The organism is Allostigmatella hybrida (assembly GCF_020103775.1).
In the GTDB taxonomy this organism is placed as follows: domain Bacteria; phylum Myxococcota; class Myxococcia; order Myxococcales; family Myxococcaceae; genus Hyalangium; species Hyalangium aurantiaca.
The window spans coordinates 116,242-133,715 of the sequence record NZ_JAHXBH010000024.1; the positions used below are offsets into that span (position 1 = coordinate 116,242).

Sequence of the window (17,474 nt, forward strand, 5' to 3'; positions counted from 1 at the left end):
ATGGCTCAGGCTTTGCCCGTAGGCCCGGTCGAGTTCATGGAAGCGGCCATGGATAACGCAGACGTGTATCCAGTCGTGGAGATCGACGTTTCTTCTGAAGATCGCCGCGATGAACAACTGGGCTCGAAAGCGAAGTTCTGGTTTACACACTCAGATCGCAAAGAGTGGCTGTTCAAACGCGGGCGTCAGAACGAGGACTGGTCAGAGAAGGCCGCTGCGGCTCTTGCTGGGCACCTGGGACTCCCTCACGCGGAGGTCGAGCTAGCAAGGTGTGCCGGCCAGTCCGGCACTATTTCCCGATCCTTTCTCTTGCCGGGCGATCAACTGGTACACGGGAACGAACTCCTATTCGAGCTCGATACAAGCTACCCGATGATGGGCCGCTTTCATGTCTCCAAGCACACTGTCGAGGCTGTAGTCGCCGCCTTTGAGCGGTTTCAGGTGAGTGTCTGGAGTGAATGTCCAGAGCGCTTGCCTGATTCCTTTGACGGATGGGATCTGTTTCTTGGGTATTTGCTTTTGGATGCTTGGATCGGGAACACGGACCGGCACCATGAGAATTGGGCTGTCGTTCAGCGAGGTGAGAAGCGGTTGCTTTCACCCAGCTATGATCACGCCAGCTCAATGGGACGAAATGAAACCGAGGAAAGAGCCCAGGTCCGTCTTCGTGAGACGGATCCTCGGGTCACTGTCAAAAGCTATGCTGAGAAATGCCGCTCCGCGCTGTTCGATCCATTGAGCACTGGAAGGCCCATGCTAGCAATGGATGCCTTTTTCTATGCCGCAAGGCAACGGCCTGCCGCGCGCGGCTATTGGTTGTCCCGGCTCGAGTCAACCCAGGACAGCTTTGTTCATAAGGCGTTACAGCAGATTCCTGATGGGCTGATCTCCACGGCTCATCGGAAATTCGCATACGAAATTATCATGTTCAATCGAGGGCGCTTGCTGGATGCCCGGACGAGGGATGGCGATGCTGAATGAAATCCCCGATGTCTACCTCGCGTGGCAAGACTCAGATTCAAGGAGTTGGTTTGTTGTTGGGCGTCTGCGCCGGCGCCTTGATGCGCTGTATGAATTCGTTTACACGCGTGGCTACGAGCAGGCCCGGCAGAACGCCAATATGCAGCCTATCCTAGGCTTCATGGACAGCCGCCAGCGCTATCTTTCCGATAAACTTTTCCCGCTTTTCCAGAACCGGCTCATGTCGCCAAGCCGTGAAGAGTACACGGCTTTCCTTGAGCGGTTAGGGCTGGGGGAAAGCCCTCGGCATCACTTGGAGCCACTTCAGGTCCTTGCCCGGAGTGGGGGCCGCCGGGTCACCGATTCGTTCAAGGTCTTCCCTGCTCCATTGAAACAATCAGCGGGGGGGGGACGGTGGTCCTATGTGCTCAACTTCTTTGTTCATGGCATTCGTTATGTGCCTGCAGAGGCGCAGAAGCGGGTCAGCCAATGCGAAGTGGGCGAGCGGCTGCTTTTGCTTGCGGACTGGCAGAACGAGTTCGATCCAAACGCTATGATGCTTCGTACCAGGCAGGATGGTTATTTGTTGGGCTGGTTGCCTCGTTACTATTGCGCTGACATCGCTGTCCTGAGAGAGCGGAAGTTGCCCATCAGTGTCGTGGTGGAGCGCGTGAATTCAGTCTCTTCACCCACCGGGCAGCGCTTGCTTTGCCGGCTGACGGCACCTTGGCCAGAGAATTTTCGCGCTTTTGATTCTCCGGAATACGAGCCTCTCTCCGATACGGATGATGAAGCGTCCATGCCCGTCTGACGCGGTCAGGCGGGCAGGAAAAGCTCTTCGCTTTGCTAATGCGAGGGCGCCTGGACGAGGACGAGCTCGGGCGTGCGCGTGGGCGGGTGCCGCTGCTCCTGGTCCGGCGTGGGCCGCCGGGTCCTCGCCAGCGGCTCCAGTTGCACGGGCCTCCGCGACACGGCGGACTCGTACAGGGCGGAAATGATGCGCACGTCCGCCAGGCCCTCCCAGCCGTCCGGCTCGGGCTCCCGGCCCTCGAGGATGCAGTCGCTGAAGGTGATGAGCTCCGGGGCGAGCTGGTCCCGGGACGGCGCCTTGCCCCGGCGCGTCTTCCCCTGGCGCTTCAGCGTCCAGTGGATGGGGCCTTTGACTTCATAGGCGTTCTCCAGGTGCAGCTCCCCCTCGGTGCCCACGAGCCGGTAGGTGGCCACCGCCTCCGCGCCGAAGCTCACGTTGAACGCCGCCAGCTTCCCCTCTGGGAAGCGCATCACCACCGAGGCCGCCTCCTCCGTCTCCAGGAAGCGGGGGTCCCCGCTCCAGTCGCAGAAGGCGAACACTTCAATGGGCTCGGAGCGGAACAGGTAGCGCGCCGCGTTCACGCAGTACACGCCGATGTCCCACAGCACCCCGCCGCCCTTGGCCGCCTCGGCGCGGATGTTGGGCGTGCGCAACTGGAAGCTGAACGTGGACGTGAAGAGCTTCACCTCGCCCAGCTTCCCCTCGCGCACCGCCTTCACCGCCTGGAGGTTCGCCTGTTCGAAGTGCAGCCGGTAGGCCGTCATCAGCCGCACGTCGTTCTCCGTGCAGGCGCGGATCATCTCCCGGCACTCCTCCTCCGTGGTGGCCAGCGGCTTCTCGCACAGCACGTGCGCCCCGGCCCGCGCCGCGCGCACCGCGTACTCGGCGTGCATCGAGTTGGGCAGGGCGATGTAGACCGCGTCCACCTCGGGCAGGGCCAAGCACTCCTCGAACTGCTCATAGCCAAAGACAGGCACCTTGTACTTCGTCCCCAGCGCGCGCGCCTTGCGCGGATCTCCGCTCACCAGGGCCACCAGCCGCGAGTTGCCGCGCGCATGCGTGAAGGCGGGAAGGATCGACTCTTGCGCGAAGTGCCCCAGGCCCACCACCGCGTAGCCCACCTGCCGCGAGGCCTTCGAGGAAGTCCGCCGCTGCGTGCTCCGCGTCCCACTCCGCCGACGTGCCATGCCGTGCCTCCGAAGGCCCCAGGCCCTGCTGCCGGAGGGAAGCTCCACATGCCGCCCGGTGGGAGCAACCCGCTGGAGGACGCCTGGCTGCCTGCTCGCGGGCAGAGGGGAAAAAAGAGCAAGGGCCCGAGGCAGCGGTTTTCCGTGCCTCAGGCCCCGAATGTCCCTCACGAGGAGGGAGGCTCACTACTTGGCGGTGTCGGAGTGCTCCATGGAGGAGTCCGGGTGGCTGGTGTTGGCCGAGTCGTCCATCATGCCGGAGCCGCCGGTGCCGCCCAGGTCATCGGCGGTGTTCGCGGGCGGGGCGTTGTTCAGGTCCCCCTTGCTGTCCGTGCCCCCGAACGAGTCGGTGCTGTCCATGCTGCCCGAGCCACCGGTGCCGTTCACGTTCGAGCCGGTGTCCGGCTCCACGGGCGTCACCGTGCCCGAGCCCCCGGCGCCGCCGGTGTTCATGTCCGCGCCGTCATCGATGTCCTGGCTCTGGGTGGTGTCCTCCAGGTTCGTGCTGCCGCTCGGGCTGCCCGTGCTGTAGTCGCTCGCCCCCGAGCCGCCCGTGGCCGGTGGCAGCGTCGTGTCTGCCGGCACGGCCGTGCGGTCCATCGCCGCATCTTCATTATTGCGGTTTTGGCAGCCCGTGAACGCCAGAGCGGAGGCCATCGCACCGAGAACCATCATTCGCTTGAACATGTGTTTACCCTCCCAAGGGGATGTCAGTTGGTTACCCCCTAAGGCTTGGGTTGGCGTGGCCAGATGGCATCCACCGGGACCAGAACCCCTGGCCGCAGGGCTCTGATGCAGGCGGGCAGGCAGGGGCGAATAGGACTCAAGGCCGGCAAGGGCTTGCCGGGCCCTCTCAGCGCCGGCGCCGCAGCACCATCAGGGCGTATTGCAGCCCCCCATCGAGCATCGCCTGCTGGAGCCGCAGGTGTTCGCGCTGGGAGACGGGCCGCGCGCTGCGCGCTGGGCTCTGGGGGGCCCACTCCTCCTGCTCGCGCGCCATCAGGTCCATGGTCAGCGTCCAGAAGTTCACCGTGCGGTAGGCCAGGTCCTGGTACAGCTCCAGCTCCAGCCCCGCCTGGCTCGCCGCCCGGAGGTACTCGTCCGTGGTGCCGATGCGCGTGCGCCAGTACCGGTCGAAGGGCCCCGCCAGCTCCGGGCGCCCGAGGAAGCAGTCCATGAGGACCACCGTCCCCCCGGGCCGCAGCAGCCGGTGCAGCTGCTGGAACCAGGCCGGGCGGGGCAGGTAGCACGAGCTCTCCACCGCCACCACGCGGTCGAAGTAGTCACTGCCGGGCACCTCCAGCGCGTCGCACAGGAGCACCCGCACCCGGTCCGCCACCCCGGCCTGCGCCGCGAAGCGTTGCACCAGCGGCACGTGCGCGGGCGCGATGGTGATGGCCGTCACGTGGGCCCGGTGCTCGGTGGCCCAGTACAGCGAGCCGCCCCCCAGTCCGCACCCCACATCCAGCACCTGCTTGCCCGCCCAGGACTCGCTCACCGCGTAGGACATCTCGCGCAGCAGCAGCTCCTGGGAGTCGTGGATGCGCACCCGCAGCGCCTGGGCCGTGAGCCCCGGCGGCGGCATGTCGTCCACCAGGCCCGAGTGGTAGTGCACCCGCGGCCCGGGCCCGTAGCGGCGCAGGATGCCCTCCGTCTTGGCGTCGTAATACGCGGCGACATCCTTCTGCACTTCGTTACGGCCCAGGGATGGGCTGACGCGCGCGAGCGCGGGTTCGACGTTCATGGCACGACCTCCTGAAGAATGGGTTCGATGCGGCGCAAGGCCGCGTCCAGGCACCGCAACCGCTGGCCCCGCACCCGCTCCACCGCCGCCTGGGCCCAGCGCATCACCTCGCGCTGGTCCGGCCCCGGCATGCTGAAGAAGCGCACGTCCCGGCTGCGGATGTCCTCCGCCACGTGGGCGGCGATGCCCAGCCCGTGGCCCACCGGGGCCTTGGCCTCCAGCCGCGTGCCCGCCCACAGCAGGTGCAGGTACGCGGCCCACTGCTGGCCGGCGAGCCCCTCGGCCACCTGCTGGAAGAGGGGCGCCGTCCACTGGCGCGTGCGCACCTCCAGCGCCTGGGGGCCCGCGGCCAGGGCCAGGCACGTGGCCGCGTCCGCCAGCACCCGCTCGGGCAGCTCCGTGCGCGCCAGGGTGGCCCAGGCCAGGTTCTGCAGGAGGAACTGCACGTAGGGCCCCACCCGCGCGGGCTCCTCGAAGTAGCCGCACTCCCCATCGCACAAGTCATCGGCGAGGTTGCCCGCGGCGAAGCCCAGGAAGATGCCCGTCGCGCGTGGCAGCAGCAGCTCGCGCCGCAGCCCCGCCTCCATGCCCGCCTCGTACAGCAGCACCAGCGGCCCCGGCTGCGCGGCCTCCAGGGCCGCCACCACGTCCCGCTCGGCCGGCGCCGGCAGGCGCTGGCGCCGCAGCATGCGCAGCGTCTCCTGGTAGATGGCGCCCGCGCTCATGGCCGGAACTCCTGGGGCAGGAGCACGCGCAGCACCGCGCCGCCCGTGCGCGCGCTCTGCCACTCCAGCACGCCCCCGCTGGAGCGGATGAGGCACTCGCTCGTGTACAGCCCTGGCCCCGCGGGGCGGGGGCCCTCGGCGGCAGGCTCCGGCGGGCGCTCCGGGGCGGGCTCCGGGACGGGCAGGGGCCCCTCGTCCGAGATGATCATCTCGAGCCTTCCGCTGTAGGCCTCGGTCCGGGCGGTGATGTGCACCCGCCGGGCGGCGCGCGAGCCATCGCCCGCGCAGGCCTGGGTGACGAGGCTCTCCACCACCCGGCGCAGGGTGGTGGTGCCGCCGCGCACCAGGGGCCGCAGGGGCTCGGTGCGGTTCACCTCCACCTGGATGTCCACGGCGGGGTAGCGCACGCCCAGGCTCTGGCGGACCGAGTCCAGCACGGACATCAGGTCCACGCTCTCCGGATCGCTGCCGATGAGCCGGCGGCTCCGCTGGCGCATGTCCTCCACGCGCTCGCGCAGCGCGGTGAGCTGCTCCTGGAGCTGACGCACGAGCGACTCGAACCCGGCGCGGCCGGTGGGCAGCCGCGGCCCGCCCACCACCCGGAGCATGTCCGCGGCGGAGCCCGCCGTGAGCAGCCCCGCATGCAGCTCCTGCGTCTGCTGGAGCACCTCGGTGAGCGCCTGGGACAGCCGGCCCACGTCGCGCTCCTGGTACTCCAGCATCTGCGCCTGGACGGCGCCGTGCAGCCGCTCCGCCTCGGCGCGAATCTGGTCATGGCGCACGCTGAAGGTGCCCAGGTACAGCTCGGCCAGCAGGGCCGAGGGGCCAATGACGGCGAACAGGGCCAGGTGCTCGCGGGTGCTGGCGAAGGTGGCCGCCAGCCCCAGCGCCAGCGCCGTGCCCACCGCGAGGAAGGGGGTGCGCGGGGTGACGCGGAACAGCTGGCCGTGGAAGGCGGCGGTGAAGAGCAGCAGCCCGCCGAAGGCGGTGGCGCCCCCCAGGGCCGAGAGCGCCATGAGGCTGGCCAGGAAGAACTGGAGCCCGGTGGTGCCCACGAGCGCCAGCACCCAGCCCCACGTCTGGATGGAGGTGCGGCGGCGGTGCAGCAGCGCGAAGCCCAGGTCCGGCAGCGCGGGCACGAAGCTCAGGAGCGCCTTGCCCAGGGGCAGCGCGAAGAGCGCCTCCGCGCCGGGCGCCCAGTGGATGGCCGCCAGCATCACCCCCACGAGCGCGAGCAGCACCCCCCAGGAGCCCACGCTGCTGGCCTCCAGCACCTGGGCGGGCTGCTGGGCCCGCACCCACTGGTGAAAGGCCGACTGGAGGGCGGCGCGCATCGCCGTGCAGGGGCTCATACGGCGGTGACGGCCATGTCGAGGGGAAGGGCCTTGGCCTCCGCGAGGACCTGCTCGCTGAGCGCGCGCAGCTCCTCGACGATGCCCGCCTGGCCCGCGCTCAGGATGCGCACCTCCACCTCGCCGCCGGCCAGCACGTGGTGCAGCGCCTCCAGCACCGGCTGCACATGCGGGCTGAACGCCAGCGTGTCTCCACTGCCCTCGATGGCGCCCAGCGCCTGCACGCGCTGGAGGTATGCCTCCACCGCGGGGGTGAAAGGCAATGCGGGGGAGACAGTCTTGGAGCCGGTGCTCATGACAATTCCTTCCGGCCTCGCGGCATGCGCGTGGCCTGGCCGGCGGGCGAAAGCCCATGCGGGATGTGGAATGAATGAGAGGGTTTGAAGCGGAGGATGCTGCGGTGAAACGGTGCCGCGCGGGGAGCGGGGGGGCGGCTCACCCAGGGCTGTGAACCGTGCACGGCGGGAGACGCCGGACGGAAGACTCCTGGGGCACAGGACCTTGCCCAGGCACCTGGGCATGGGCACGCATCGCTTGAGACATCATGTGGAATCCCCCCCCGCGGGACCTGTCAGGCTGAAGCCGTATCAAGTCCATCGGCACATCAGAGCCGATGATTGGCAGACAAGTCAAATCCCGGTGTCAAATACAACGCACGGGCCTTCTTGGCGCGCTTGCGGCTCAGCTCCACGCCCACCGCGTCCAGACCCAGCACGTTGGCCACCGCGAGCACCGTGCCGTGTCCGCAGAAGGGGTCCACCACCGTGCGCGTGGCGGTGTGCTCCTGGATGAAGCGGCACGCGGCGAGGCAGGCCTGCACGCCCATTCCCCGGGTCCATGTCACCTCGCCCGCCTCGGGCAGCACGTCCGCGGTGGCCTTGCTCAGGTCCAGCCGCACGCCGCGCGAGAACCCCAGCAGGTGCGAGTACGCGGGCCGGCCGAACGTCACCGTCCCCGCGGGGCGCCGGCACACCACCTTGTGAAAGAGCATCTCGCACCCGGCCTCCTCCGCGGCCCGGCTCACCAGGTAGCCCTTGTCCACCCACGTGCCCTCGTGCTTCACGTCCGTCTGGTAGAAAATGGCCACGCCCTCCGGGGGCACCTTCGCCATCACCAGCGCCGCGGCCTGGATGAACCACTGCTTCCACCCGGCGAGCGTCAGCGCGGGGAACTCGGACACGTCCGGCAGGGAGGTGACGGCCGAGCAGCCCGCCAGCACCCCCTGGGCCGTCAGCCACGCCACCGCCTCCGCGCACGCCACCGTCCGCTTCCCCTGCGCCGCCTGCTCCTCCAAGGTTTCCTCCCCTCTCGCCCGGGGCGAGGGCGGGCAGGATGCGGCGGCGGACCCAGGGGCGTCAAACCGGTGCAGGAGGCGCGCCCAGGCGGCCCCGCGCGCGGTAGACTGGCGCCACCATGAAGCCATCCGCCAAACGCCTCTTCGCGCAGTCTCGGGCCCACCTCGAGAAGGGCGAAGTGGGCAAGGCCGTGCATGTCCTCAAGCAGGCCATCGCGGAGGAACCGGACGACGTGTCGCTCTGGGCGGAGATGTACCGCCAGTGCATGCTGGCCAAGTCCCCGCAGAGCGCGCTGTCCGCCGCCCGGGAGCTGCGGCGCATCGCCCCCACGGAGCCCAACTACATCTATATGCACGGCATCGCCGCGCTCACCTCCGGGCAGGCCCAGGAGGCGGCCACCCTGCTGGAGGAGGCGCTCCAGCGCCTGCCCCAGGCCACGCACGTGCGGCGCACGCTCGTGCAGGTGCTGGAGGCGCTCAAGAAGCCCGAGCGCGCGCGGGAGATTCTCCAGGAGGCCGTGGACCGGGCCCCCACGGATCCGGTCGCGGTGAACGACTTGGCGGTGCTCCTCTTGAAGCAGGGCGAGCAGGGCAAGCGCGACGCGGAGCCGCTGCTGCGCCGGGTGCTCTCGGCCCACCCGGATGATCTCGCCACCCACCTGAACCTCGCGCTCTCCCTGGCGGACCGCGACGCCGAGGCCGCGCTCGAGCACGCCGACCGCGCCAAGGAATCGCCGGAGCTGGCCATCCGCGAGCAGGCCCAGCGCCTGTACCAGCTGCTCGTCCGCCACTGACCCGGCGCGGTGTCCGGCCGCCCAACCGTCTTCTGGATGGCAGATCCCCGCCCCCCGGGCTCTTGTTTCCGGGGGGGTGGCATTGCCAAGGGACTCGACTCGCTAAACAATGAAGTCGAGAAGCGCTTTGGATTCCGGTTTTACGGTTTTCTGGGGCGCAGGCCAGCCGAGGAGCCACGCCCATGTCCTGGAACATGTCCTTCGAGTACCAGGCGCAGCACGACATCGTTCACGCCCGCTTCCACCGGTGCCTGCTGGTGAGCCCCGAGGATGTCAGCCGGTGGAAGGCGGATGTGGAGGAGAAGCTGTCGGCGCTCGGGCGGCGGGTGGATCTGCTGATGGACCTGGATGGGCTGGAGGTGACGTTCTCCGTGGGGCGGCTCTTCGGCCAGGCGCGGCGCGAGGTGCTGGAGCGCTTCGCCCAGCGCGCGCACTGCTACGGCGGTGACGAGACGACGCGCCTGTTCCTGGCCCCCAGCGGGGTGCTCCACGGCAGGCCCATGGCGCACCTGGAGACCTTCGACGCCGCGCTGGAGGCGATGCGGGCCGAGCGCGAGGCCTCCCGGCCGCGCGTCTTCACCCCCTTCACCGGGGCCATCCGGTTCGACGAGGCCCACGCCGCGGGCACCTAGCGCCCCAGTCTTTGCGCATCCGGCACTTCTACCAGGGTGAGCATGGGCGGCGCCCCGGGAGAGGCTTTCGCGCCTGCCTTTCCCTCGCTGAGGGACATGCTGTTCTGGGTGGCGTTTCAAACCAAACGGATGGATGCGTTGCCCTTCCGGGTCTTTCTGCGGCCCTCGGACCGGAACGCCGGCTACGGGGCCGCCGAGACGGCCGCGATGATTCTGGAGGACCTGGAGGAGCTGATGCCCCGGTGGGGGTTCCGCCGCCTGCCCTCCACCAGTGCCCAGAACCCACTGTTCGAGCGGGGCGACGCGGCCCTGGCCGCGCACGGCTCCGCGGCCCCTCAGGACCTGAGCGTGGTGCTCGCGGCCGCCCAGGACCGGGAGCGCGCCCGGCTGTGGGACCTGATTGCCAACACCACGCTGCTCATCTGAGCCCTCCTCCGTTTGCTTTTTTACAGGGAAAGCGGGCAACCGTTGGTTCCTCGGCGGGCGCCCCTCGCGGAGGGTTGGCCGGGTTTTCCCTTATGCGAGGATGCGCAGGCCGTACCTCGGGGGGGGAGAGCCGCATGATGAATGAAGAGCAACCGGTCCTGGCGACGCAGCAGTCTCATGCTTTCTTGCGATTGGTTCCGCCCCCTCGGCCCGAGCCGCTCGCGGTGGCCGAGGCCTCGCCCGTGCTCGAGTTGCCCGGCCTGCGCCTGACGCGGCTCGTGCTGGAGACGGGGGGCCAGCGGCATGCGATGAAGGACATCCGGGGGTTCCGGACCCGGCGCCAGTCTCCGCCCCTGTGCGTGCCGCTGCTGCTGGCGAGCCTCTGCGTGGCGCTGGTGGTGCCGGTGCTGCTGTCGCGGCCGGGCCTGATGCCCGTGTACGCGGCGCTCCTGCTCGTGGCGGGGACGGTGCTCGGCTCGCTGCTGTACTCGGTGACGGTGCGGGACACGTACGGGCTGATTCTGCGCACGGCCCAGGGGGACCTGGAGGTGTTCCGCTCGCGGGACGCCGAGGTCTTCACCCGGCTGGTGGAGGCGCTGGACCGGACGCTGGTGTGGAGTGCGCCCGAGGCCGTGCCGGTGCCGCCCGCCCCGCCCCCGCGCCGCCTGTCCCGGTAATCAGCGGGGCCGCGACAGGAGCACCGTCTCCAGCGCGTGCGTCCAGAGCTCCGTGGCGAGCTTCGTGGCGGACAGCCCCCGGCGGAGCTGTCCCGAGGTGGAGGCCACGGTGAACAGGTTCTCCTCCAGGGCGAACCCGGCGGGGCGCTCGGGCGCGGGGGAGGGCTCGCCGGCCACCTGGAGCGAGAGCGCGGGCAGCGTGCGCTGCCACGGCAAGGGCTCGCGCGGACAGTGCGCCCGCAGGGTGGCCTCGAAGGTGCCCTGAGGGGACTGGCCGCAGAGCACCGCCAGGGGGAGGGGCCCCTTCCGGGCCTCTTCCCAGCTCGCCGGGGTGAGCGGATCCAGGCCGATGAGCGAGAGGCTCAGGTCGGCGATGGCCCCCGAGTGTTTGCCGGTGAGCTGGAGCGCCGCCGCCTCCAGCGCGTCGAGCAGGCCATCCACGCCCCGCCTCCAGGCGGGGAACTCGTGGGGCGCTCCGGGCGGGGAGGCGCCGGGCGGAGGGCTCGTGCCCTCGTCGAACTGCTGGGCGATGTACTCGTAGCGCGCCAGGCCGTGCTCCACGCTCTCCATGAAGAGGGTGGCCAGGGCGGTGATGTCCCCCTGGTGGGCCTGCTTGAGCGCGGTGTGGTACCGGGCCCGGTCCTTCACGCGCAGCACGGTGAGGGGGTAGCCGTGCCGGAAGAGCACCAGGTGGGTGAGGAGCCGGCCCATGCGGCCACTGCCCACGGCGAACGGGTGGATGGCATCGAACGCGGCGTGCGCCCGGCAGGCGTGGAGGATGGGAGGCTCGGCGGGGGGCTCGGAGGCCTCCTGGGAGAACCAGGCGCAGAACTCCTGCACCTGCCCGGGGACGAGCCCGGCCTCGGGCGGCGTGTGGCCCGGGCCGCGCGCGGGCACCGGGGCGGTGCGGTAGGTGCCCCCCTCGGCGGCATTCCCGGCGCCCAGCACCACGGCGTGGAGGATGCGCAAGTCCCGCTCGGTCAGCGGCAGGCGGGAGCTGGCCAGGGACTCGATGAAGTCCAGCGCGTGGGAGAGGTGGGTGGCCTCCGCCTGCACCTTGGGCGGTTTGCCGCCGAAGGTGGGGCCGTCCTCGAGGATGGTGCGCGTCTCGGGCAGGGTGAGGCGGCTGCCCGAGATGGCGTTCGAGTGGTACACGTGGTGCACGCGCAGCCAGTGGCCCATGCTCTCGTCGGCCAGCGCGGGCAGCCGGAGCTGCCGCAGGCGGCGGATCCGCTCGCCGGTTTGCTCCAGCCGTGCCTCCAACCTCGTCTCCCAGCGATAGCGGTACATCCGGCGGCCTCCTGGGGGACAGTGTACCCGGGCGGCAGGGCAGGAGGGACGCCGGCTGCTGGACGGTGGGTGTGGGGATTGTCCCAGGATTCGAGTGACGGGCCCGGACACCCGCCGGCCCGCAAGTGACGGCCACCGGAAAACAAGGTCCGGGCAGACATTGGCGGGAGCGCGGCGAATGCCTACGTCTGGAGGACCCAGCAAAGCGAGAGAGGTTCTGCCCGCGGGTTCTGGCCGCGCGCACCGTGCCCGGAAGACCGTGGGCGCGAGGCGCGGGAGTGAATGGGGGGAGTGACAACATGCGCTTCACGGACTTCTTGAGCGAAGACAGGATTCGTCCCTTCATGCGGGCGCACGACCGGACGGGCGTGGTGCAAGAGCTGGCGGAGCTGCTCTCGGCGCGGACGATGGTGGCGCCCTCGCGGCTGGAGCGGCTGCTCCTGGAGCGCGAGCGGATGGCCGGCACGGTGCTCGCTGGTGGGGTGGCCATTCCCCACTGCCGGCTGGAGGGGCTGCCGCGAATCACCGCATGTGTGGCGGTGCTTCACGAGGGGTGCTTCTTTGGAGCGCCGGAGGATGGCCGGGTGCGCATCTTCGTGGGGCTCGTCTCCCCGATGAACACCTCGGGCCAGCACCTCAACCTGCTGGCGCGGATCGCCGGCATGTTGAGGGACGTGTCCCTGCGCGACGAGCTGCTGGCGGCGGTCAGCGCCTCGGAGATCCACCAGCTCCTCCTCCGGGCCGAGGAGGCGCATGTGGCCCGGATGGCCCGCCGGGGCGGCCTGACGTTCGCGGAAGGGGCCGGCTCCGGACACGCTTGAGCGCACGGGGACTCCTTGGCCGTATGGATGTCGATGTCCCGTGCACCGGCCAACGGGGCCCCGGGGCAGAACCCTTCCCTCTCCGGAAGGAGGAGGCATGTTCTAGAATATGGCGATGACGGACGGCGCGGACTCATCCGGCGGTGGGCTCTTCTCGCGGGAACTGGAGCAGGCCCGCCCGGGCGCGGGCCGCCGGCGCGGGCTGGTGGTGGGCGCCATCCTGCTGGTGCTGCTGGGGCTGTGGTTGTGGATGCGCGGCTCGGAGGGGGGCGCGCTCCGGGCCATGTCTCCGGTCCAGCGCCAGGCGCTCTACCAGGAGACCTGGAGGGATCAACGCGCCAAGTGCCTGGGGCCCGAGCGCAGCGACTCGCCGGAGCAATGCCAGCACCGGGCCGAGTTCCTCCTGCGCTTTCCCCAGTGTGACGTGGCGTGCCGCACGGAGCTGGCCCCGTCCTTTTCCGCTCCGGCCCCCTGAGGGAGGAGAGCAGGCAGACAAGGAATCGCCCGGCCGCCTGCTCTTCCTGATAGGAAGGGAGTGGGGCGGGGGCGCCTCCGGGAAATTCCGGAAACCTGTAGGGGAATGTGCCTCTGGGGGTTGGCAGGCAGGCGTGAGCGTCGGCGAGTCCTTGAGTCATGGGGTGAGCAGTTGGCTATCGTGCTGTAGGATTCCTGCGCTGCTGGAGCATCGCTCCCAGCAGTCCTGCTGGGTGAAGGAAGAGAGACATGTTCTGGCGCACCCGGTCCCATGGTGGGCCGAGCAGCACTCCTTCGGCAGCCATGGCCGGTGGCGGCGTCCGTGCGACGCGAGGCTCCGCGCCGGGTGAGGGACGATGAGGCTGACGTTCAAGCACAAGATGTTGCTGCTGCCGGGGGTGACGGCGGCGCTCCTGCTGATTCTTCTTATCGTGTCCCTGACGCTGTGGATCTGGACGCAGCAGGTGCACGCGCGGATCGACCAGGGGCACGCGCCGGCGCTGGCCAACAGCCACGTGCTGATGGCGGAGCTGGAGAGCTTCCACCGCGGGGTGCTGGACACGGTGCTGCGCAAGGACGCGGGCAGGCTCGAGCCCTTGCGCACGCTGGGGCGGAAGATCGCCACGGACCTGAGTGACACGGCGCAGAACCCGGTGGCGGCCGGCCAGTACCTGGAGGTGCTCCAGAAGGACTTCGCCCAGTACCAGCAGGAGACGTGGCTCGCGGTGGAGCTGGCGCTGAAGGGCGATGCGCAGGCGGAGGCGGCGCTCACCCGGGAGACGACGCGCTTCGAGTCCCTGCAGAAGGCGCTCCAGCTCTTCCAGAGCGAGCAGGAGCAGGGCCAGGAGCGGGCGCTGCTCCAGGCGCGCTCGCTGAACTCGCGCGGGCAGGCCATTCAGGCGGTGCTCGCGGTGCTGTGCCTGGCGTGGCTGGGGGCGGGCTCGTGGTGGGTGCTGCGTCAGGTGGTGGAGCCGCTGGGCAAGCTGTCGGACACGGCCGCGCGCATCGCCGAGAGCGGGGATTTGACGCTGGCCATCGACGCGCACTCGCGCGACGAGGTGGGGCAGCTGGGGCGGAGCCTGGAGGCGCTGGTGAACCGGCTGCGCTCGGTGCCCGTGGGGCTGCAGGCGGTGGTGGGCGAGCTGTCCACCGCGGCCGAGCGGCTGACGAAGGTGAGCCAGGAGCAGCTCAACTTCCTCACCGAGCAGGCGCGGAGCCTGTCGGAGGCGGGCTCCACCATGGCGGAGATTGCCCAGACGTCCACCATGGCCTCCAGCCGCGCGGAGATGGTGCTGAAGGTGGCCGAGCAGGCCGACTCCTTCACGGTGGAGAGCCAGAAGTCCATCGAGCAGAGCGCGCAGGGGCTGGAGCAGATCCGCCAGCGGGTGAGCGCGCTGGTGGGCAACATCGGCCAGCTGTCGGAGCAGGCGGTGCACGCGCGGGAAATCATCGGCAGCGTGAAGGACTTGGCGGACCAGAGCAACGTGCTGGCGCTCAACGCGGCGATTGAAGCGGCGCGCGCGGGCGAGGGCGGGCGCGGGTTCGCGGTGGTGGCGCGCGAGATGCGGGCTCTGAGCGGCCAGTCGCTGCAGAGCACCGAGCGCATCGGAAAGATTCTCCTCGACATCAACCAGGCCATCCGCACGACGGTGTCCTCGGCGGAGGGCGACAGCCAGCAGATGGAGGAGGGCATCGAGCAGGTGCTGTCCTCGGCGGACAAGCTGAAGGAAATCACCACCGTCATGCAGGAGAGCAGCAAGGCGGCGCGGCAGATCGTGGCCTCGGTGACGCAGCAGAACGCGGGCATCCACCAGATGATGGAGGCCATGCAGCAGCTGTCGGGGATGATGGGCGACGTGGTGCTGGCGACCTCGACGGCGGAGGAGACGGTGGGGCAGATCAACTCCACGGTGTCCCAGCTCCAGAAGATCGTCTCCGAGTTCCGCGTCTAGCGCGGGGAGGTGAGCGGTGGAAACGCAGGCGCACTTCGGTCCGCACACGTTGTCCTTCGAGGAGCCGGACATCGTGCGGCTCACGCCCCATGGCCAGTTTGATCTGAGGGAAGCCCGGGAGATGATCCTCCGGGTGCGGGAGTTCCAGAAAGGCCGTGAGGCGCTGTACCTGCTGGTGGACGCGCGCCAGGGCACGGGCTTCTCGGCCGAAGTGCGCCGGGCCATCAGCGAGGACCGGAGCCTGGTGCCCTACGCCGGGGTGGCGTTGTTCGGGGCGAGCTTCACCCTGCGCACCATCGCCAACATGATGGAGCGGGCCAACGTGCTCCTGGGCAGGCCGTCCACCTATCAATCGGTCTTCACCAAGACCGAGGAAGAGGCCCGCGCGTGGATTGACGCCCAGCGGGCCGCCCGCGCCCAGGCCCGCTAGGGGCACTTCAGGGCGGCGCCGGGGCGCGCTGGAGCTTCCAGGTGCCCACGTACCGGTCATGGTTGCGCGGGTTCTCGTAGAAGGCGCGCCCCACGAGCCCCTCCGCCGTGAGCACCGCCTCGTGCTCCACGCGGCCCCGTCCCTGGCTCAGCACGGGCGTGGTGAAGCGCAGCCGGGTGGGCTCCACCGTGAGCCCTTCGAGCACCTGCGGCCCCTCGCGCTTGCCCTGGGCGAAGCGAATGCGCGCGGTGCCGCCCAGGCCGGAGCCCCGGGGCTTGAGCACGAGCTGGAGCGTGGCTGGGGACTGGCCCGCCTCCTCCGAGTAGAAGCGCAGCTCGCCCTCCCACGTGCCCACCAGCGCGGCGGGCTCCAGCGGCAGGCCCTCCGGAAGCGAGGGCAGCGGCTCGGGGGGAAGCGGCCCCACCGTCAGGTAGCCGCCGCGCTCACGCAGCTCCGAATAGGTGCTCCAGGCCACGCGCTGCAGGTGCGCGGCCTCTTCCGGGGAGAGGGAGGCCAGCGTCACCGTGCGGGAGGGGTCCAACACCCCCTCGGGGCTCGGGTGCCCGCTCACGGTGGCGGCCAGCCCCTCGGGGGACTGGCCCGTCAGGGCCGCGTAGAGGCAGGCCGCCGTGAGGTAGCTGCCGGCGGCGGAAGGGTGGCTGCCGTCCGCGTGGTACAGCTCCAGCGCCGGAAGCTCCTGCCGGCTGCGCTCCCAGGCCAGCCCCGCGGGGACGATGGGCGCCCCGGTCTCCTGGGCCACGGACATATAGGCCTGGGTGAGCTGGGTCTGGGAACCGGGGGTGCTTCGCCGGGCCCACGTGAGCAGGAAGAGGGGCTGTGCGCCCACCTTGCGCGCCTCCTCGGCGAAGCGCCGCGCGTAGGGGTGGAAGGCCAGCTCCGGGTCGTTCACCGCGTGGCGGCCGTCGATGAGCCGCAAGCCCAGGGTGCTCTGTTCCTGGAGCACCACATAGTCCCAGGGGCCCTGCCGGAGCGCGGCGAGCGCCTCACCCCGGTCCCAGTGCTGCTGCAGCCGGACCCCGGCGCGGGCGATGGTGCGCGTCTGGAGGCGCAGCGGGGGCGTGGCGGAGCGGGCCAGGCCCTCCAGCTGGGCCGGGAGGTTGTGGTTGTACGTGTAGCTGTTGCCGATGAAGAGCACGCGCAGGGGCCGGGCCGGGGAGGGCTCCGCGGCGGCCACCGGGGGCGCGAGGAGGAGCCCGCTCACCGCGAGCACCATCCAGAGCAGGGCAAGGGAAGCGGGGGCGGAGCGCATCACGGGGAGGGGCCCCCGGAGTCTGCCGCATTTCACTCACCCCGCCCAGGGAAGAGCCCCCCTCCCCGCGCTGCGGGAGGGGAGCCCGGCAAGGCTCACTGCTCGGGGGACAGCGCGGCCTGGGCGCCCTGCAGGACGGTGCTGGCCAGCTTGGCCGGGGCATTGCTGGCCTGATCCACGAGGCTCGTCACGGCCTCGGCCACCTGGGCCACGGTGGAGACGGCGTCGGCCACCGTGTTCAGCAGGTCGCTCAGCCCGGACTGGCCGCTGGCGCCCGCGGCGGGGCCGCCGAAGCCGCCCGCGGTGGGGGCCAGGGACTCCGCCGCGTACGGGTCCATCATGGGCGCGCCGGAGAGCTCCGGGGGCAGGCCCGCGGCGTACGGGTCCATCATGGGCGCACCGGCCAGCTCCGGGGGCAGGCCACCGGCGGCGTACGGGTCCATCATGGGCGCACCGGCCAGCTCCGGGGGCAGGCCACCGGCGGCGTACGGATCCATGGCGTACGGGTCCATCATGGGCGCCCCGCCGAAGCCCTGGCCCAGGCCCGCGGCCGCGTAGGGGTCCATCATGGGCGCCATCATCTGCGGCGCCATCATGCCGAGCATGGAGGCGGCATCGAGCCCGGCCCCGGCCAG

19 protein-coding genes and 1 pseudogene are annotated in these 17,474 nt (G+C 70.2%); 10 read left to right on the forward strand and 10 right to left on the reverse strand.

Annotation, left to right across the window (positions count from 1 at the left end):
- Positions 1 to 48 precede the first annotated feature (48 nt).
- Together KY661_RS28260 and KY661_RS28265 are read left to right on the forward strand one after the other, a co-directional pair.
- Complete coding sequence (locus KY661_RS28260; RefSeq protein ID WP_225413171.1) at positions 49 to 981, forward strand: HipA domain-containing protein; 933 nt, start codon at positions 49 to 51, stop codon at positions 979 to 981.
- Complete coding sequence (locus tag KY661_RS28265) at positions 965 to 1,771, forward strand: HIRAN domain-containing protein (protein ID WP_225413172.1); 807 nt, start codon at positions 965 to 967, stop codon at positions 1,769 to 1,771. Before KY661_RS28260 ends, KY661_RS28265 begins: the two co-directional genes overlap by 17 nt.
- Positions 1,772 to 1,806: 35 nt before the next feature.
- Here KY661_RS28265 and KY661_RS28270 read toward each other — a convergent pair whose 3' ends face one another.
- From KY661_RS28270 to KY661_RS28300, 7 genes are all read right to left on the reverse strand, one after another.
- Entirely contained in the window at positions 1,807 to 2,958 is a 1,152-nt protein-coding gene (locus tag KY661_RS28270; RefSeq protein WP_225413173.1) for a Gfo/Idh/MocA family protein, read from the reverse strand.
- A 186-nt stretch (positions 2,959 to 3,144) separates the two neighbouring features.
- On the reverse strand, positions 3,145 to 3,645 hold the full coding sequence (locus KY661_RS28275) for a hypothetical protein (RefSeq protein WP_225413174.1): 501 nt from the start codon (positions 3,643 to 3,645) through the stop codon (positions 3,145 to 3,147).
- Positions 3,646 to 3,811: 166 nt separating this feature from the next.
- A complete protein-coding gene (locus KY661_RS28280) occupies positions 3,812 to 4,702 on the reverse strand; it encodes an SAM-dependent methyltransferase (protein ID WP_225413175.1) in 891 nt (296 codons plus the stop codon).
- Positions 4,699 to 5,427 carry a hypothetical protein gene (locus KY661_RS28285; protein ID WP_225413176.1) on the reverse strand — a complete coding sequence of 243 codons (729 nt, stop codon included), beginning with the start codon at positions 5,425 to 5,427 and terminating at the stop codon, positions 4,699 to 4,701. The genes KY661_RS28280 and KY661_RS28285 overlap by 4 nt, the downstream gene beginning before the upstream one ends.
- A complete protein-coding gene (locus tag KY661_RS28290; protein ID WP_317987310.1) occupies positions 5,424 to 6,761 on the reverse strand; it encodes a sensor histidine kinase in 1,338 nt (445 codons plus the stop codon). The genes KY661_RS28285 and KY661_RS28290 overlap by 4 nt, the downstream gene beginning before the upstream one ends.
- A 14-nt stretch (positions 6,762 to 6,775) precedes the next feature.
- Positions 6,776 to 7,075, reverse strand: a complete 300-nt coding sequence (locus KY661_RS28295) for a hypothetical protein (protein WP_225413178.1) — start codon at positions 7,073 to 7,075, stop codon at positions 6,776 to 6,778.
- Between the two features lie 308 nt (positions 7,076 to 7,383).
- Positions 7,384 to 8,073, reverse strand: coding sequence for a site-specific DNA-methyltransferase (locus tag KY661_RS28300; protein ID WP_225413179.1), 690 nt, complete (start codon positions 8,071 to 8,073; stop codon positions 7,384 to 7,386).
- Positions 8,074 to 8,192: 119 nt separating this feature from the next.
- On the opposite strand from KY661_RS28300, the gene KY661_RS28305 reads away from it, so the two are divergent.
- The 4 genes from KY661_RS28305 (at position 8,193) to KY661_RS28320 (ending at position 10,602) form a co-directional block, all read left to right on the forward strand.
- Positions 8,193 to 8,867: a tetratricopeptide repeat protein gene (locus KY661_RS28305; RefSeq protein WP_093522946.1), complete on the forward strand. Its 675-nt coding sequence runs from the start codon at positions 8,193 to 8,195 to the stop codon at positions 8,865 to 8,867.
- A gap of 182 nt (positions 8,868 to 9,049) precedes the next feature.
- Positions 9,050 to 9,499, forward strand: a complete 450-nt coding sequence (locus KY661_RS28310; protein ID WP_225413180.1) for a hypothetical protein — start codon at positions 9,050 to 9,052, stop codon at positions 9,497 to 9,499.
- Positions 9,500 to 9,595: 96 nt separating this feature from the next.
- On the forward strand, positions 9,596 to 9,925 hold the full coding sequence (locus KY661_RS28315; protein WP_225413181.1) for a hypothetical protein: 330 nt from the start codon (positions 9,596 to 9,598) through the stop codon (positions 9,923 to 9,925).
- A 134-nt stretch (positions 9,926 to 10,059) separates the two neighbouring features.
- Positions 10,060 to 10,602 carry a DUF6232 family protein gene (locus KY661_RS28320; RefSeq protein WP_225413182.1) on the forward strand — a complete coding sequence of 181 codons (543 nt, stop codon included), beginning with the start codon at positions 10,060 to 10,062 and terminating at the stop codon, positions 10,600 to 10,602.
- On the opposite strand, the gene KY661_RS28325 is transcribed toward KY661_RS28320, so the two are convergent.
- Complete coding sequence (locus tag KY661_RS28325; RefSeq protein WP_225413183.1) at positions 10,603 to 11,892, reverse strand: Fic family protein; 1,290 nt, start codon at positions 11,890 to 11,892, stop codon at positions 10,603 to 10,605.
- A gap of 299 nt (positions 11,893 to 12,191) precedes the next feature.
- Between KY661_RS28325 and KY661_RS28330 the strand changes: the two genes are divergently transcribed.
- The 4 genes from KY661_RS28330 (at position 12,192) to KY661_RS28345 (ending at position 15,569) form a co-directional block, all read left to right on the forward strand.
- On the forward strand, positions 12,192 to 12,713 hold the full coding sequence (locus tag KY661_RS28330) for a PTS sugar transporter subunit IIA (protein WP_225413184.1): 522 nt from the start codon (positions 12,192 to 12,194) through the stop codon (positions 12,711 to 12,713).
- A 109-nt stretch (positions 12,714 to 12,822) separates the two neighbouring features.
- A complete protein-coding gene (locus tag KY661_RS28335; protein WP_225413185.1) occupies positions 12,823 to 13,188 on the forward strand; it encodes a hypothetical protein in 366 nt (121 codons plus the stop codon).
- Positions 13,189 to 13,543: 355 nt separating this feature from the next.
- Entirely contained in the window at positions 13,544 to 15,139 is a 1,596-nt protein-coding gene (locus tag KY661_RS28340; protein ID WP_225413186.1) for a methyl-accepting chemotaxis protein, read from the forward strand.
- Between the two features lie 16 nt (positions 15,140 to 15,155).
- Positions 15,156 to 15,569 (forward strand): SpoIIAA family protein, encoded by a 414-nt coding sequence (locus tag KY661_RS28345; RefSeq protein WP_225413187.1) that lies wholly within the window; start codon positions 15,156 to 15,158, stop codon positions 15,567 to 15,569.
- A gap of 7 nt (positions 15,570 to 15,576) precedes the next feature.
- On the opposite strand, the gene KY661_RS28350 is transcribed toward KY661_RS28345, so the two are convergent.
- Together KY661_RS28350 and KY661_RS28355 are read right to left on the reverse strand one after the other, a co-directional pair.
- Positions 15,577 to 16,839, reverse strand: a complete 1,263-nt coding sequence (locus KY661_RS28350) for an SGNH/GDSL hydrolase family protein (protein WP_225413191.1) — start codon at positions 16,837 to 16,839, stop codon at positions 15,577 to 15,579.
- A gap of 95 nt (positions 16,840 to 16,934) precedes the next feature.
- A pseudogene (locus KY661_RS28355) lies at positions 16,935 to 17,474 on the reverse strand (hypothetical protein); the annotation flags it as partial.